The sequence below is a fragment of the Tenacibaculum sp. genome (assembly GCF_048269885.1).
Taxonomy (GTDB): Bacteria; Bacteroidota; Bacteroidia; order Flavobacteriales; family Flavobacteriaceae; genus Polaribacter.
Genome location: NZ_JBLWTZ010000012.1, coordinates 60,560 through 75,629, shown reverse-complemented (window position 1 = coordinate 75,629; position 15,070 = coordinate 60,560). Strand labels below are relative to the sequence as shown.

17 protein-coding genes are annotated in these 15,070 nt (G+C 33.0%); 10 read left to right on the top strand and 7 right to left on the bottom strand.

Annotated features, from left to right (window positions below; all coding sequences use genetic code 11):
- The first annotated feature begins 36 nt into the window (after positions 1-36).
- The 3 genes from ACN0WY_RS10550 to ACN0WY_RS10540 are packed head-to-tail and all read left to right on the top strand — an operon-like array spanning position 37 to position 1,510.
- Positions 37-366 (top strand): metalloregulator ArsR/SmtB family transcription factor, encoded by a 330-nt coding sequence (locus tag ACN0WY_RS10550; RefSeq protein WP_330487960.1) that lies wholly within the window; start codon positions 37-39, stop codon positions 364-366.
- Between the two features lie 48 nt (positions 367-414).
- Positions 415-882 carry a DUF6428 family protein gene (locus ACN0WY_RS10545; protein ID WP_417800334.1) on the top strand — a complete coding sequence of 156 codons (468 nt, stop codon included), beginning with the start codon at positions 415-417 and terminating at the stop codon, positions 880-882.
- Between the two features lies 1 nt (position 883).
- Positions 884-1,510: a low molecular weight phosphatase family protein gene (locus ACN0WY_RS10540; RefSeq protein WP_417800354.1), complete on the top strand. Its 627-nt coding sequence runs from the start codon at positions 884-886 to the stop codon at positions 1,508-1,510.
- Here ACN0WY_RS10540 and rsmG read toward each other — a convergent pair.
- On the bottom strand, positions 1,507-2,136 hold the full coding sequence (gene rsmG / locus ACN0WY_RS10535) for a 16S rRNA (guanine(527)-N(7))-methyltransferase RsmG (RefSeq protein ID WP_417800333.1): 630 nt from the start codon (positions 2,134-2,136) through the stop codon (positions 1,507-1,509). The genes ACN0WY_RS10540 and rsmG overlap by 4 nt on opposite strands.
- A 297-nt stretch (positions 2,137-2,433) precedes the next feature.
- Between rsmG and ACN0WY_RS10530 the strand changes: the two genes are divergently transcribed.
- On the top strand, positions 2,434-3,525 hold the full coding sequence (locus ACN0WY_RS10530; RefSeq protein ID WP_417800332.1) for a fatty acid desaturase family protein: 1,092 nt from the start codon (positions 2,434-2,436) through the stop codon (positions 3,523-3,525).
- Positions 3,526-3,549: 24 nt separating this feature from the next.
- Positions 3,550-4,737 carry a pyridoxal phosphate-dependent aminotransferase gene (locus tag ACN0WY_RS10525; RefSeq protein ID WP_417800331.1) on the top strand — a complete coding sequence of 396 codons (1,188 nt, stop codon included), beginning with the start codon at positions 3,550-3,552 and terminating at the stop codon, positions 4,735-4,737.
- Positions 4,738-5,168: 431 nt separating this feature from the next.
- Here the strand turns inward: ACN0WY_RS10525 and ACN0WY_RS10520 are convergent, their stop codons facing one another.
- Positions 5,169-5,630, bottom strand: a complete 462-nt coding sequence (locus ACN0WY_RS10520) for a hypothetical protein (protein ID WP_417800330.1) — start codon at positions 5,628-5,630, stop codon at positions 5,169-5,171.
- Entirely contained in the window at positions 5,615-6,001 is a 387-nt protein-coding gene (locus ACN0WY_RS10515) for a hypothetical protein (RefSeq protein ID WP_417800329.1), read from the bottom strand. Before ACN0WY_RS10515 ends, ACN0WY_RS10520 begins: the two co-directional genes overlap by 16 nt.
- A gap of 168 nt (positions 6,002-6,169) precedes the next feature.
- Here ACN0WY_RS10515 and ACN0WY_RS10510 point away from each other — a divergent pair, with 168 nt between their 5' ends.
- A complete protein-coding gene (locus tag ACN0WY_RS10510) occupies positions 6,170-6,328 on the top strand; it encodes a helix-turn-helix domain-containing protein (protein WP_417800353.1) in 159 nt (52 codons plus the stop codon).
- A 9-nt stretch (positions 6,329-6,337) separates the two neighbouring features.
- Here ACN0WY_RS10510 and ACN0WY_RS10505 read toward each other — a convergent pair whose 3' ends face one another.
- Entirely contained in the window at positions 6,338-6,802 is a 465-nt protein-coding gene (locus ACN0WY_RS10505; protein ID WP_417800328.1) for a retropepsin-like aspartic protease, read from the bottom strand.
- A gap of 36 nt (positions 6,803-6,838) precedes the next feature.
- On the opposite strand from ACN0WY_RS10505, the gene ACN0WY_RS10500 reads away from it, so the two are divergent.
- Positions 6,839-7,603 (top strand): TatD family hydrolase, encoded by a 765-nt coding sequence (locus tag ACN0WY_RS10500; RefSeq protein WP_417800327.1) that lies wholly within the window; start codon positions 6,839-6,841, stop codon positions 7,601-7,603.
- On the top strand, positions 7,596-8,090 hold the full coding sequence (locus ACN0WY_RS10495) for a methylated-DNA--[protein]-cysteine S-methyltransferase (protein ID WP_417800326.1): 495 nt from the start codon (positions 7,596-7,598) through the stop codon (positions 8,088-8,090). The genes ACN0WY_RS10500 and ACN0WY_RS10495 overlap by 8 nt, the downstream gene beginning before the upstream one ends.
- Positions 8,091-8,159: 69 nt before the next feature.
- Here the strand turns inward: ACN0WY_RS10495 and ACN0WY_RS10490 are convergent, their stop codons facing one another.
- Positions 8,160-8,606, bottom strand: a complete 447-nt coding sequence (locus ACN0WY_RS10490) for a nucleoside deaminase (protein ID WP_330488010.1) — start codon at positions 8,604-8,606, stop codon at positions 8,160-8,162.
- Between the two features lie 103 nt (positions 8,607-8,709).
- Between ACN0WY_RS10490 and ACN0WY_RS10485 the strand changes: the two genes are divergently transcribed.
- On the top strand, positions 8,710-9,468 hold the full coding sequence (locus tag ACN0WY_RS10485; RefSeq protein ID WP_417800352.1) for a UDP-2,3-diacylglucosamine diphosphatase: 759 nt from the start codon (positions 8,710-8,712) through the stop codon (positions 9,466-9,468).
- 65 nt (positions 9,469-9,533) lie between these two features.
- Here the strand turns inward: ACN0WY_RS10485 and ACN0WY_RS10480 are convergent, their stop codons facing one another.
- Both ACN0WY_RS10480 and ACN0WY_RS10475 read right to left on the bottom strand, forming a co-directional pair.
- Positions 9,534-10,847: a RagB/SusD family nutrient uptake outer membrane protein gene (locus tag ACN0WY_RS10480; protein WP_417800325.1), complete on the bottom strand. Its 1,314-nt coding sequence runs from the start codon at positions 10,845-10,847 to the stop codon at positions 9,534-9,536.
- 13 nt (positions 10,848-10,860) lie between these two features.
- Entirely contained in the window at positions 10,861-13,824 is a 2,964-nt protein-coding gene (locus tag ACN0WY_RS10475; protein WP_330487949.1) for a SusC/RagA family TonB-linked outer membrane protein, read from the bottom strand.
- Positions 13,825-14,051: 227 nt separating this feature from the next.
- On the opposite strand from ACN0WY_RS10475, the gene ACN0WY_RS10470 reads away from it, so the two are divergent.
- Entirely contained in the window at positions 14,052-15,041 is a 990-nt protein-coding gene (locus ACN0WY_RS10470; protein ID WP_330487948.1) for an AAA family ATPase, read from the top strand.
- Positions 15,042-15,070 lie beyond the last annotated feature (29 nt).

Sequence of the window (15,070 nt, the reverse complement as noted above, 5' to 3'; positions counted from 1 at the left end):
GAGTTTTAACCCTGGCTATTGCCCAGCAATTAATTAATGGGATTAACCAAATCAGAAATATTTACTGAAGAGCAAAATCAATTGGCTACCATCGCAAAAGTGTTGGGACATCCTGCCCGTATTGCTATCATACAACACTTATTCAAATTGAATTCTTGTGTGTGTGGTGATTTGGTAAATGAAATCGGTTTGGCGCAACCCACAATATCACAGCATTTAAAAGAATTAAAGAAGATTGGTATTATTAAAGGAACGATTGAAGGAACTAGTGTCTGTTATTGCATCAATCCATCAACATGGAAAGAGACTAAAACCTTACTTTCTTCTTTTTTAAACCTTGATATGAATAACCAAAACTGTTGCTAAAAAAATTTGAATCTATTAATCGTAATATTACAATAAACGTTAAAGACCATGAAACTCTCAGAAATTAAACAACATTTAAGCAGCTTAAAAACGATTGCTTTTCAATTACCTGACGGAAGCTTAGTACCCAATCATTTTCACGTAACAGAGGTAGGAAAAATTACCAAAAACTTTATCGATTGTGGTGGAGTAGTTAGAAATGAAGAAGTTGTAAACTTTCAATTATGGAATGCGAATGATTATGATCACAGATTACATCCAGAAAAGTTAATTCACATTATTGAGTTATCAGAAAAAGTATTAAATATTCCTGATTTAGAAATTGAAGTGGAATACCAAGGAAATACCATAGGAAAATACGGATTGGATTTTGACGGGACTAACTTCTTACTAACTACAAAACAAACGGATTGTTTAGCGAAAGATAACTGCGGAATTCCACAAGAAAAACCAAGAGTAAAATTAGCTGATTTACAAAAACAAACTGCATGTGAACCTAACTCAGGATGCTGCTAATATGAATACACAAACTTCATCCCTATTTACTGAAATACAACAAACTCTTTTAAGTTTACCAACTGTTTCAGAAGAGCGAAAACAAGTTTTACAACCGCTTATAAATTACATTCAGGAAAAACTGGATAATAAAGAAGTTATAAACCTAAATTTTATTTGTACTCATAATTCAAGAAGAAGTCATTTGTCACAAGTATGGGCACAAACAATGGCTTTTTATTATCAAATACCAAATGTCAATACCTATTCTGGTGGTACAGAAGCTACTGCTATGAATGCAACAGTGGTAGATACTTTAGTAGGTAACGGATTTCAAATTCAGCAATTATCTGATGGAACAAATCCAATTTACGCAGTAAAGTATGCTGATAACACACCACCTATTATAGGTTTTTCTAAAAAGTATGACGATGACTTTAATCCAACTTCAGCATTTGGTGCTATCATGACCTGTTCACAAGCTGACGAAGGATGTCCTTTTATTGCGGGTGCTGATAAAAGAGTACCTGTTACTTATGAAGACCCTAAATTATACGACGGTACATCTTCTGAAAAAGAGAAATACTTGGAACGTAGTTTACAAATTGCAGCTGAAATGCACTATGTGTTTTCTACTGTAAAAGCTTAGCCTTTGAATTTCATAGGTAAATGCACTACTTTTTTGGTTTCGAAGAAATCTTCTTCAAAAAAGTCGGGCAAATCATAAATGGTGGCTTTAGGGAAGTTCGCCAATTCTTCCGTAAGGTCACCACCTTTTAAATATAAAATTCCATTTTTAAGTGTGTGATTTTGTTTTTTATGCACTTTATTTTTCACCCAACGGTGAAACGTTTCCATTTGTGCTACTGCTCTACTTACAATAAAATCGTAGGTATCGTTTACTTCTTCAACACGTCCATGTGTCGTTTTCACATTCTGTAAACCTAATCCTTCAGTAACTTCATTCACTACTTTTATCTTTTTCCCAATAGAATCTACCAAATGAAATTGAGTTTCTGGGAATAAAATAGCTAACGGAATTCCTGGAAAACCGCCACCAGTACCTACATCCATTACTTTGGCTCCTGCTTTAAACTCCATTACCTTCGCAATTCCTAACGAATGCAATACGTGACGTAAATACAACTCATCAATATCTTTACGAGAAACTACATTAATTTTTAAGTTCCAGTCTTGATACAATTCTTGCAACTTAGAAAATTGCTCTAATTGTGTTTCCGATAAATTGTCAAAATATTTTTTTACAAGTTTCAAACCAATGTGTATTTAAATTAAGCACTTACTTTTTTAGGTAACCTATTAAGACATATTAATCAGTACAAAATACTACCTACTGTAAAATTTCTTCTCTTTGGGTATTACAACAGACTCTGTCTATTTAATAATTCCTCTATAGAGGATTCCATGAAGTGATTTTTTCCGTTGCAAAAATAAAAAACTAATTGGTATTGTTAATTTTTCTGCAAAAGATATTAATCTAGTTAAAAAGTTAAGTTTTAGCAATAACCGTGAACCAAAAACGTTTATTTTTGCGGTACAAACAAACAACAAATGAAGACAGTAAACTTCTCAAGAATAGACAATGCTAAATTTTTTAGAACTCTAAATAAAAGAGTAAACACCTACTTTAAAGAGAACAATATTAAACGTACAGGAAACTGGAAACTATATGCAAAAGCAATCATTATGTTATCCATGTTTATTGTTCCTTTTATCTTGATTTTAACTATTGACATGTCGCAATGGATAAAATTAGCCCTAGCTATTGTAATGGGTATTGGAATGGCAGGAGTGGGAATGAATGTAATGCACGATGCCAACCACGAATCATTTTCTAGTAAAAAATGGGTAAATAAACTTTTTGGTAGCAGTATTTATATTTTAGCAGGTAATGTATACAACTGGAAAGTACAGCACAATGTATTACACCATACCTATACAAATATTCAAGACCATGATGAAGATATGGATGCAGGTAGAATTATTCGCTTTTCTGAACACTCACAGTGGTTATGGATTCATAAGTTCCAAAAATATTACTCAATCTTTTTATACGGATTGTTAACGATTAACTGGGCTATTACTACCGATTTTAAACAAATGCACAGTTATTTAAAACGTAAATTATCGTATGGTGAGTTTCCAAATCCAGCTAAAGAATGGACCAAATTAGTCGTTTCTAAAGTTATTTATTATTCCCTTTGGATTGTATTACCAATTGCAGTAATGAATGTTGCTTGGTGGAAAGTATTAATCGGATTTTTTGTGATGCACTATACCGCAGGAATCATTTTAAGTGTGGTTTTCCAATTAGCACACATTGTTCCTAAAACAGAAACTCCATTACCGGATGAAGATGGAAACATGAAAAACACTTGGGCCATCCACCAATTGTATACTACCGCAAATTTTGCGCCTAAAAATTGGTTTATCAACTTTTACACAGGTGGATTAAACCACCAAGTGGAGCATCATATTTTCCCAAATATTTCTCATATTCACTATAAGAAGTTAGCTCAAATTGTAAAAGAAACTGCTAAGGAATTTAACCTTCCTTATCATGAATACCAAACTACACGTAGAGCAGTTATTGAGCATTTTAGGCACTTAGCTGAATTAGGAAAAAAACCGCAATTAGCATAAATCAACATACAACATAACAACACAATGTCAAACGCATTATCAAACAGAATTCAAAGTTTACCAGTATCGCAAACTTTAGCAATGGCTGCTAAAGCAAGAGAATTAAAAGCTGAAGGTAAAGACATCATTAGTTTAAGTTTAGGGGAACCAGATTTTAATACTCCTGATTTTATTAAAGATGCTGCTATTGAAGCTATTAATCAAGATTATAACTCATATACTCCAGTTGATGGATATGTAGAGTTAAAAGAAGCTATTTGCGAGAAGTTTAAGCGTGATAATAACTTAACATATGCTCCAAACCAAGTAGTGGTTTCTACAGGAGCAAAACAATCTATTGCTAACGTAGCTCAGGTATTATTAAACCCTGGTGACGAAGTATTATTACCAGCTCCTTATTGGGTAAGTTATTCTGCAATTGCAACTTTGTGTGAGGCAACCTATACAGAAATTCCTTCTTCTATTGATACTGATTTTAAAATTACTCCAGAGCAATTAGAAGCAGCTATTTCGCCAAAAACAAAGATGATTTTCTTTAACTCACCAACAAACCCTAGTGGTTCTATTTATAGTGAAGAAGAATACAGAGCGTTGGCTAAAGTACTAGAAAAATACCCAGATATTTATATTTTATCTGACGAAATATATGAGCATATTAACTACGGAACAAAACCGTTTAGTTTTGCCGCGATTGAAAGCATGTACGATCGTACCATTACTGTGAATGGTTTAGCGAAAGCTTTTGCTATGACAGGATGGAGAATTGGTTATATCGGAGCTCCTGAATGGATTGCAAAAGCCTGTACAAAAATGCAAGGTCAAATTACTTCAGGAACTAACTGTATTGCTCAACGTGCTGCAATTACAGCTGTAAAAGCATCGCCAGAAAAAGTACAATACATGGTAGATGAGTTTAAAAACCGTAGAGATTTAGTTTTACAGTTATTAGGAGAAATTGACGGGTTTAAATTAAACGTACCAGAAGGTGCTTTTTATGTATTCCCAGACATTTCTGATTTCTTTGGAAAAACAATCCAAGGAAAAGAAATTAAAGATGCGAATGATTTTTCTATGTTATTATTAGAAGAAGCAAATGTAGCTACAGTAACTGGTGAAGCTTTTGGCGCACCAAACTGTGTTCGTTTATCATATGCTGCTTCTGAATTACAATTAAGAGAAGCTATCAAGAGAATTAAAGAAGTTTTAAGTTAATTAACTTAAACAAGTAAGCATAAAAAAAATCCGTAAGAAACATCTTACGGATTTTTTTATTTGAATTTTTAATTAGATTCTTCGTTTTTATTTTTTTTTAAGAAAGTAACAATATATAAAACAATAATTGACAAAGGCAAAAATGTTGTTTTTAATCTCCGATAAGTAAAAAACTCGTCATACTGCTTATTATAGATCAGGGAAGAAAGCTCCCACACATAAATAAGCAAACCAAATATTACCCAAACTAAAACAAAATAGTTAAAAAACAATTTATTTCTTTTCATAATTTTACTCTTGATAAAGATAAAAAAGTGATATTGAAGTAAATTCTTCTATGGAATTTTTGTCAATTTCAGAACCTAAAATCAGGTTTTTATATTTAAGCTTCGTCAAACAAGGTGTTCCTTCTGGAATACCTTCTCCCACTTCTATAGGAGCGTACCCAAATTGAACGTCATATACATTATATTTTTTTCAAGAGGTAGATTAATTTTAATTTCAGCCACACTATCATACCCTATATCCTTTTTTGAAATTAAATATTTTGTCTTATTTTTAGGCACATACACTTCAATAAGGTCAGGACAACTAGTTTTATTACCATTATCCGTAGATGCTTCTTTTACAGACATACAATATGTAAATTCAGCCGCCATTAGCACCAACCCTATTCCTCCAACAAGTTTAGAGCCTAATTTTTTTATCACTTTTTTAAAAGCCTTTTTTACAGCCTTACCCCCCGCTTCTCCAGAAAGAGCTCCTACAAGAGCTATTCCTGCCGCTATTCCTGTTGCATCAAGAAAACACTTTTTAAACTTATCATAACCTCCTTTTCTTTGTAAATTATAACTTGACGTTAAAAGTTTGTTAGTTTCTAAGGCATATAACAAAATCCCAGCCCTGCTATTTCTTTTTGAATTTGATTAACATCTAACGTTCCGAACATTTCATAATAATCATCATTAGTGAATCCGTAATCTTTTAAGAAATTAATACTAGGTACAATCAATTCATCTAACAACTCTGTAGACTGATCATAATTTAAGATTTCAGTCCCTTTAAGATGTGCCTTATTTTCTTCAATTTTATTCTTTGCGTTTATAATAAACTTTTCAAACGTTCTTAGAGCTCTTTCTTCTGAAGAAATTTGCACTTGTTTTAAATCTTTATCCAGATTTTCTAACTCTTTCATGTTGCTCTCACAAGAAACAAGGAACACAAAACACATTAACAAAATTGATTTTACTTTTTTCATTTTCATAGATTTATATATTAAAAAATAATCTTTATAGTTTTTATTACATCGATTAATCCAATAATAAACAAATGAAAAAAATTATAATTAATCATTAAAATTTTCTTAACTCCTTTTTCGACTAAACAGTGAAAAAATAAAAAGAAGTATTACAAAAAATCAAAAAAGAAAAGAATAAAATTAGGGTGGTCTCAATATGAAATTGGAGTAAAATTACATATCAGCCAAAATGCTTACTATAAATTAGAAACAGGAAAAACCAAGTTAGATTTACAACGTTTTATAGAAATAACGAATTTATTAGAGATAAAACCCGAAAAACTTTTACAATAATTAATAATGCTAAAACGGAACTTTTTTCTTTTTAAGCTTCTTTAAATACAATGCTTTCTTGTTATAATCAATAAAGGCTTTTCCAGTTTCTAAAATATCTGCGCCTATAATTCCATCTACCTCATCTGCATCGTGTTGTTTTAAAGCTGTATTTACATGCGTTAAGTCAAACAATACTAAATCACACTCATTCGCTTTCCACTTTCCTATTTTAAGAGAATTATTTTCTGACTTGTGTGTTTCCATATCCGTCGCTCCTGCTCCAGCAGCTTTTACTTCACTTTCTTCAGAAATAAGCTTGAAACGTTCTATTAAATCTAATCCAACACACGAATTGGAAGCGCCTGTATCTAAAATAAACCTTCCTTTAACACCATTTATCTCCGCATCCAACTCTAAATGATTTGTTACCATTTTTTTAAGTTTTATTTTAATGTATTTCTTTTTTCGTAATACTTTTTTCAAACTTGCCATTTCTTGTACTTTTGTCTCGTAAAGATACGGCAATAAATGATTACAGATACACACACCCACTTATATTCAAGTCAGTTTGACGAAGACAGAAATGAAATGATACGACGAGCCAAAGAAGCTGGTGTTTCTCGTTTTTTTATTCCTGCTATTGACAGCTCTTATACTGAACGTATGTTCGATTTAGAAAAAAACTATCCGAATGACGTGTTTTTAATGATGGGCTTACACCCTACCTCAGTAAAAGAAAACTACCAAGAAGAATTAGTACATGTAAAAGAGTGGTTAGACAAACGTGATTTTTATGCGATTGGTGAAATAGGCATTGATTTGTATTGGGACAAAACTTTTTTACCACAACAACAAGAAGCTTTTCGTACACAAATTCAGTGGGCAAAAGAAAAAAAACTACCGATTGTTATTCACTGTCGTGATGCCTTTGATGAAATTTTTGAAGTTTTAGAAACTGAAAAAGGAGAGGATTTATTCGGAATTTTTCACTGCTTTACAGGAACACTTGAACAAGCTGAAAAAGCAATTTCTTATAACATGAAATTAGGAATTGGTGGTGTTGCAACCTTTAAAAACGGAAAGATAGATAAGTTCCTACATCAAATTGACATCAAACACATTGTCTTAGAAACCGATTCTCCTTACCTAGCTCCTACTCCGTACCGAGGAAAACGCAATGAAAGTAGTTACATTACTAATGTTGTGGATAAGTTAGTAGATATTTATGGATTGACTTTCGATGAAATTTCGGAAATTACCACACAGAACTCTAAAGACGTTTTTGGTGTCTAACCTACAAACCACATATTATAAAACTCCTATCGGGATTGCCAAAATTGAAGGTGATGAAAGTGGAATCCAATCGATTTCTGTATTGGATGAAAATGCTTCAAATCTACCTAACTCTCTAAATAACATTCCTGCTTGTTTACAAGAATGTGTTACCCAACTAGATGAGTATTTTACTGGTACCAGAAAAGAATTTGACCTGAAGTTAACCCCACAAGGAACAAGCTTTCAACAATCGGTTTGGGATGAGCTACTAAACATTCCTTTTGGTAGCACCAGAACCTATTTAGAACAAACCAAACAATTGGGGGATGTAAAAGCAATTCGTGCTGTAGCTTCTGCCAATGGTAAAAATCCTATTTGGATAGTGATTCCCTGCCACAGAGTTGTAGGTTCTGACGGTTCACTAACAGGGTATGCTGGCGGTGTTTGGCGTAAAAAATGGTTATTGGAGCACGAAAGCGGAGCCAAGCAACAAACATTGTTTTAATTTTCGTCAAGCTGAACTCGTTTCAGTTTATCATCCTAAAAAGATTCCTGCCTACGCAGGAATGACAACTTAATTCAAATTGCGTTTTTCAATAAAAAACTTCTTTAACAAAAAGCCGCATTCTTCTTCTAAAACCCCTGGTATTACTTTTGTTTTTGGATGTAATTTTGTTTTCAATACACTAAAGCCAAGTTTGGGTTCACTTGCTCCGTATACTATTTTACCTATTTGCGTCCAGTAACTCGCTCCTGCACACATTTGGCAAGGTTCTAACGTAACATACAAGGTACAGTCTTTTAAGTATTTTCCTCCTAAAAAATCTGATGCTGCCGTAAACGCTTGCATTTCAGCATGTGCTGTAACATCGTTTAACAACTCCGTTAAATTATGCGCTCTGGCAATAATTTGATTGTTAAAAACAATTACTGCTCCTACTGGAACCTCTCCTTTATCAAAAGCGATTTCAGCTTCCTGTAAGGCTTTTTTCATAAAGTAGGCATCATCAAACGGATTCATATACGTAGATTCATATAAGTTCTTAAACAAATGTAGCCAAAATTTGTTAGTGCTAACTCTGAGTAAAATACTTATTTTTACCAAAATTTACGATTTGATTTCAATCAACACTTCTGAAAATAAAAAAGTTTATTTTGCTTCCGATCAACATTTAGGAGCTCCAACTTCTGAGGTTAGCTTTCCTCGTGAACAAAAGTTTGTTGCCTGGTTAAACGAAGTTAAAAAAGATGCTGAGGCTATTTTTATTTTAGGTGATTTATTCGATTTTTGGTTCGAGTATAAAACTGTAGTTCCTAAAGGCTTTGTGCGCGTTTTAGGAAAGCTTGCAGAAATAAAGGACAGTGGTATTCCTATTTACTTTTTTGTTGGAAATCACGATTTATGGATGTGTGATTATTTTGAAAAGGAATTAAATATTCCTGTATATCATTCTCCGCAAGAGTTTACAATTAATAATAAATTGTTTTTAATTGGACATGGTGATGGATTGGGACCTGATGACAAAGGATATAAACGCATGAAAAAAGTGTTTACATTCCCGCTATTTCAATGGATGTTTCGTTGGTTACATCCAGATTTAGGTGTTCGGTTAGGACAATATATGTCTGTAAAAAACAAATTGATTTCGGGTGATGAGGATGCTAAATTTTTAGGTGAAGATAATGAGTGGTTAGTACAGTATTGTAAGCGCAAACTAGAAACCAAACACTACGATTATTTTATATTTGGACACAGACACCTGCCTTTAGAAATTCAGCTTAAAGAAAATAGTGTTTACCTTAACACTGGTGATTGGATCCAGTATTACACCTATGCTGTTTTTGAAAATGATACATTAGTTTTAAAAGAATATAATTCATAAAAAAAGCACCTTTTTTAAGGTGCTTTTTCATTATCAAATATCACAATTAAAAACAAACTTTGTTATTAATTAGCATTTTCACTAAACGGTGTTGGGAATGCATCAATAATATTATCTCCTGCTCTATCTAACGGAACATAAGTAGAATTTAACCTACCTAAACGCCTTAAGTCGATCCAACGATGCCCTTCTCCTAATAAAGAATATCTTCTTTGATTTAAAACTTCCTCTACTAACTCATTATCTAAAGTTCCTCCAGAATAATCAAGTAAACCTGCTTCGTTTCTTATAATGTTTATAGCGTTTACTGCCTCTGCGTTATTTGTTCCTATGTTTGCTTCTGCATACATTAAAATAAGCTCTTCATTTCTAATCAAATACACAGGTGCTGTATTGCTCTTATAAATTGCTATTTGATGCGTTGCTGACAATCCATCAAACGTTGCTGGGGCTGTTAGTAAGAATGATTTATCTGCTACCCTACTATCTCCTGCCTCTGCATCATTAATCCAAGAATTATGAATTACAAATTCTTGCCCTGATTGCCCTAATACATGAAACTGGTTATTTAAAATATCATTTCCTGTAGCTCCGAATACATGAGCTGGTCCAGTCATCAAGTTACCATTTAAGTTAAAAAAAGAATCATTTAAGAAACTAAGTACTCCTGCTTTATCTCCTTCATACAATGCTACTCTTGCCACTAGCGCTCTATTAAACTCTGAAAACGAGCTCGGTGTATCAAAATTCATAAACCCTGAACTTAAAGAAAAATCGAACGTTGTTGGAGAGTTAGCTAGATTAGTATTTGCTTCATTCAATAAATTTTTAACCTCTGTCAAAGCTTGAGCATAATCAACAAAAGGTCCTAAATTATCAGCATCTTCAACATCTATTCTAATTCCATTTGTATACTGCCTGTTTGCGACCATTAAAAGTGCATATGCTTTGAGTGTTTTAGCGTATCCATAATACGAATTTTTCACATCATCGGAGAAACCTGCTGAGGAGTTTTCTACCGCAGTAATTAAAACATTTGCTGATTTTACAACTCTATACCAAGCAGCATATGACCTTGTTGTTAAGAAACCATTATTATCTAACGGGCCTTTTAAAATTTCTCCTGTATAACGAGGATCCGTACCTGACAAATCATAGTACTCTCTTGCTAAAAGGCTTACAGTATTGTAATGAAATTCTAAATCGTTTCTCATAACAGCTTCAAGACCGACAGCTAATAACTGAACATCGGCTTGACTCGCTCCATCAGAAAAGCTCTCCTCGGTAGGTGCATTAGGGTTCGGTATATCTTCTAATTCACAATTAGAGAATAAAATAACAGAACATAATAAAATAGTTTTTAAAATTATATTTTTCATAATATCCTATGTTTTAAAAGTTAATATTTAAGTGGAAGTTTATAAATTTTGAAGCTGGATAGGGGGTTACTTCCACGTTATTAGCTAAAACATTATTTCCAAAATTTGAAGCTTCTGGATCATAACTATTATAGTCAAATATATTTATAAGGTTTCTACCCGAAACACCTACTTTAACTTTTTCAAACCCTTTAAAAACACCTTCATTAAAGGTATAATACAACCCTACCTCACGTAATCTTAAATATCCTGCATCCTCAATAAGAGGCTCTGGATTAACAAATGCTTGACTTGCCCTATAATCTCCATTAGATAATGTTCCAGAAGGATCTAAACCAGTATCGTCATAATCCCAAGTTGTTCCTGCTAAATCATACAATAAGGTTGTTAGGTTTATTCCATCTCCTCCTTTTTTCCAGTGCCACAAAAAAGACAAATCAAAATTCTTATATCTGAATTGATTTTGCCAAGACAATTGAAAATCGGGTTCTGCGTTACCATATACAAAAAAGCCATCTCCTTCAGGATCTCTTCTAGCAATTTCTTCAGCTGTAAAGTCAGCAGGGTTATAAGTTCCTACAATTTGTGTTGCACTAAAACCTTCCTGAATATAGAAAGTTCCTAATGAAGAAGCAAACCCTCCTTCTGTAAATGCAGGAACATTTAATTTCGTTATTTCCGATTTATTTTTCCACCACTTTAAATTGGTACTCCAAGAAAAGTCTTCCTGTTCAATAATACTTGCATTCAATCCTATTTCAATTCCTTTATTTTCAAGCTCTCCTGCGTTTTGAACTTCAGTTACATATCCTGAAGAAGTTGGTTTATTAGTTTCAATTAGTAAATCTTCAACCTTTTTATTATAAAAGGTAACTTCAAAGTTAATTCTGCTATCTAACAACCCAAAATCAACTCCATATTCTAACTCCTTTTGACGCTCAGGTCCTACATTTGGGTTCCCTTTAAAGTTCCCAGGTGCTAAACCTGAGTTACCATCAATTAACTGTCCTGTCATAGTAGTAAACCTATCTCTAAAATTCGAAAACCTTCCTGCTTCACCATAGGCTATTCTAGGTTTAAAGGAACTAATCTCTTTAATCTTCCAGAAATCAAACTTATGTAAGTTAATTGCTAAATTACCTTTAGGATAGTAATACATTTTATCAGCATCACCATTATTTGTTGACTTATCTCCACGAATACCTACTGTTCCTATAATTTTATCATCATAATTAATTTCTTCTTGAACAAAGAACCCTTTATCTTTTTGTAACCTTATATTTTGTTGTGTAGATACACTTTCAGATTGCCCCAAATTTGTTTGAGATCCATTTAAACCAGTAGCAATAGTTATCACCGTATTTCTGTCAAAATTTTGAAAAAAGCTTCCTGCTTGAGTTGTGAAATTCAATCCGTTTTCTAAGTTCAAATTATGAACTAAAAAGGCAGATAAATTGTAGTTAGTATTTACTGTTGTTCCTGAAATGGAAGCTCCTCTTAGTGACGAAGGATCTCTAAAATAAGATAGTGATCTTGGAAAAATACTTGTTGTTCTTAAAGTATACTGATCAAAACCTCCTTGCAATACCAATTTCAACCTATTTCTTTCATTGTCTAAAATTTTAACATTAGAAGTAACACTTCCTATAAAACGATTAACATTCTCTCGATTGGTAGTTAAATCTACTGTTTCTAAAACATTAGAGCCAGCCCCTCCTGATGGATACACTCCATCAACCGCTGATAAATTTTCCCATGGATACGTAAAAGCCAATGCATAACCTACTGTTCTATTAGCATTCCCGTTATTAAAGAAACCTCTGTCTGCTTGTGAATTGATATAGTTTGAGGTTATATACATATCAATCCAATCTGTAAACTTTTGACCAATATTCAGACGTACAGCTGTTTTTTCATACCCCGTATTCTCAACCAAACCTGGTTCTTCTTTATAAGTTACTCCAAAAAAGTAATCGCTTCTTTCTGAACCTCCAGAAGTTGTAAAACGTGTAGTGGTAGAAATTCTAGTATGGTCGAATAATTCAGCTTCGTAATCTCTTAACTTAGCATTAGCAGGACCACCAAAGGCTACAATTTCTGCCTCATCCCAATCTCTTAACCCTAAGAGTCTAGTAGGGCTTCTTAAACCTACTGTTTGAGAAAAAGAAATTCTCGGTTTCCCTTCTTTTCCTCTTTTCGTTGTAATAATCACAACTCCTCCTGCTGCCCTTGACCCATACAGTGCTGCTGCAGAAGCCCCTTTTAATATTTCTACGGTTTCTATATCTTCAGGATCAATGTCTGCAATTCTGTTAGAAGCATCATCTTGATTTGTAGAAGGATTCCCCCCTCCTGCTGCTTCACTTACAACATTGTTTCCAGAAGAAATAGATGAATTATCAACATATACTCCATCTACCACAAATAAAGGTTGTTGATCTCCAAAAATAGAAGTAACCCCTCTAAGCCTCATTGAGATTCCCCCTCCTGGCGCTCCTGAATTTGCTTTTATCTCAGCTCCCGTAAATTTCCCTGACAGAGCACTATCAAATCCTGATTGTGATGTAACTTGTGTTAATTCAGCCGCTGAAATTGTAGACACAGTATTCGCTAAATTAGACCTTTTTGTTGTGGTAGCTAAACCTGAAATTACCACCTCTTCTAAAACATCTGAATCTTCTCGTAATGTTACTTGTAAGAAAGTATCTGTATTGACTACATTTTTTTCTACAGTAACAAAACCTAAAGAAGATATGGTAACTACCGTCGGAATTTTTTTTACATTTAAACTAAATTCACCATTCTCATTAGAAGTGGTGCCATTTGTCGTGCCTTTTTCTATTATGTTAGCAAAAGGAATACTTTCTCCATTTACATCCACTATTTTCCCTTTTATTGTTTGTCCGTAAACAAAACTAGAAAACAGGAAAATAAGTGCGTTAATTAGCAGCGTTTTGCTAAAATACATTTTCTTCATAAAATTTAAGTTTAAGGTTAGTAGAAGCTAAATTTCATTTTTTTTATTTACAAAAACAAATTATAAATAACTTATTTTCAGTCAAATAAATACCTACACCCAAAACTAAACTTTAAAAAGAACCACCTTGCCACTTGTTAATACAAGGTTTAACCAACTTTTAACAACTAAAAAAACACTATTATTGTAGCTTTGTTTCATAAAATTTCTAATTTATTTCAATTACTATGGATATAGATGTAAGAGCTATCAATGAAAAGATAGAAAGAGAAAGTGCTTTTGTAGACTTATTAACTACAGAAATGAACAAAGTAATTGTAGGTCAAAAACACATGATTGAGCGATTACTCATTGGGCTTTTAGGAAACGGACATATTTTATTAGAGGGGGTACCTGGGCTAGCAAAAACCTTAGCTATTAATACTCTTTCAAAAGCTGTTGACGGAAGCTTTAGTCGTATTCAATTTACTCCAGACTTATTACCTGCTGATGTTGTGGGTACTATGATATACAATGTAAAGGAAAATGATTTCTCTATAAAAAAGGGACCTATTTTTGCCAATTTTGTATTAGCTGATGAGATTAACCGTGCTCCTGCTAAAGTGCAGTCTGCTTTACTAGAAGCTATGCAAGAACGTCAAATTACTATTGGTGACGAAACCTTTAAATTAGATGAACCTTTCTTGGTAATGGCAACTCAAAACCCAGTTGAACAAGAAGGAACCTATCCTCTTCCTGAAGCACAGGTAGATCGTTTTATGTTAAAAACTGTGATTGACTACCCAAAATTACAAGACGAGCAACTGATTATGCGTCAAAACTTAAACGGAAGTTTTCAAAAGATAAATTCTGTTATTTCAATAGATCAAATTATCAAAGCTCGTAACGTCGTTAACGAAGTTTACATGGATGAAAAAATTGAAAAATATATTTTAGACATTGTTTTCGCAACTCGTTATCCTGAGAAATACAATTTAGAAAAATTACAACCACTTATTAGTTTTGGATCTTCTCCTCGTGGAAGCATTGCCTTGGCTAAAGCAGCTAAATGTTATGCTTTTATTAAACGTAGAGGATATGTAATTCCTGAAGATGTTAGAGCTGTGGTTAACGATGTATTACGTCATAGAATTGGTATTACCTATGAAGCCGAGGCTGAAAACATTACATCGATAGACATAATTAACTCGATAATAAATGAAGTACAGGTACCTTAAAAATAAAGAAAGTACACCTACTCATTTAT

Coding starts and splice junctions, on each gene's coding strand:
- ACN0WY_RS10490 (WP_330488010.1), bottom strand. CDS start 8,606: ATGAATCCGTTTGATGATGCCTACTTTATGAAAAAAGCCTTACAGGAA.
- ACN0WY_RS10475 (WP_330487949.1), bottom strand. CDS start 13,824: ATGAAGAAAATGTATTTTAGCAAAACGCTGCTAATTAACGCACTTATT.
- ACN0WY_RS10500 (WP_417800327.1), top strand. CDS start 6,839: ATGATTACAGATACACACACCCACTTATATTCAAGTCAGTTTGACGAA.
- ACN0WY_RS10545 (WP_417800334.1), top strand. CDS start 415: ATGAAACTCTCAGAAATTAAACAACATTTAAGCAGCTTAAAAACGATT.
- ACN0WY_RS10525 (WP_417800331.1), top strand. CDS start 3,550: ATGTCAAACGCATTATCAAACAGAATTCAAAGTTTACCAGTATCGCAA.
- ACN0WY_RS10530 (WP_417800332.1), top strand. CDS start 2,434: ATGAAGACAGTAAACTTCTCAAGAATAGACAATGCTAAATTTTTTAGA.
- ACN0WY_RS10550 (WP_330487960.1), top strand. CDS start 37: ATGGGATTAACCAAATCAGAAATATTTACTGAAGAGCAAAATCAATTG.
- ACN0WY_RS10515 (WP_417800329.1), bottom strand. CDS start 6,001: ATGAAAATGAAAAAAGTAAAATCAATTTTGTTAATGTGTTTTGTGTTC.
- ACN0WY_RS10505 (WP_417800328.1), bottom strand. CDS start 6,802: ATGGCAAGTTTGAAAAAAGTATTACGAAAAAAGAAATACATTAAAATA.
- ACN0WY_RS10470 (WP_330487948.1), top strand. CDS start 14,052: ATGGATATAGATGTAAGAGCTATCAATGAAAAGATAGAAAGAGAAAGT.
- ACN0WY_RS10480 (WP_417800325.1), bottom strand. CDS start 10,847: ATGAAAAATATAATTTTAAAAACTATTTTATTATGTTCTGTTATTTTA.
- ACN0WY_RS10540 (WP_417800354.1), top strand. CDS start 884: ATGAATACACAAACTTCATCCCTATTTACTGAAATACAACAAACTCTT.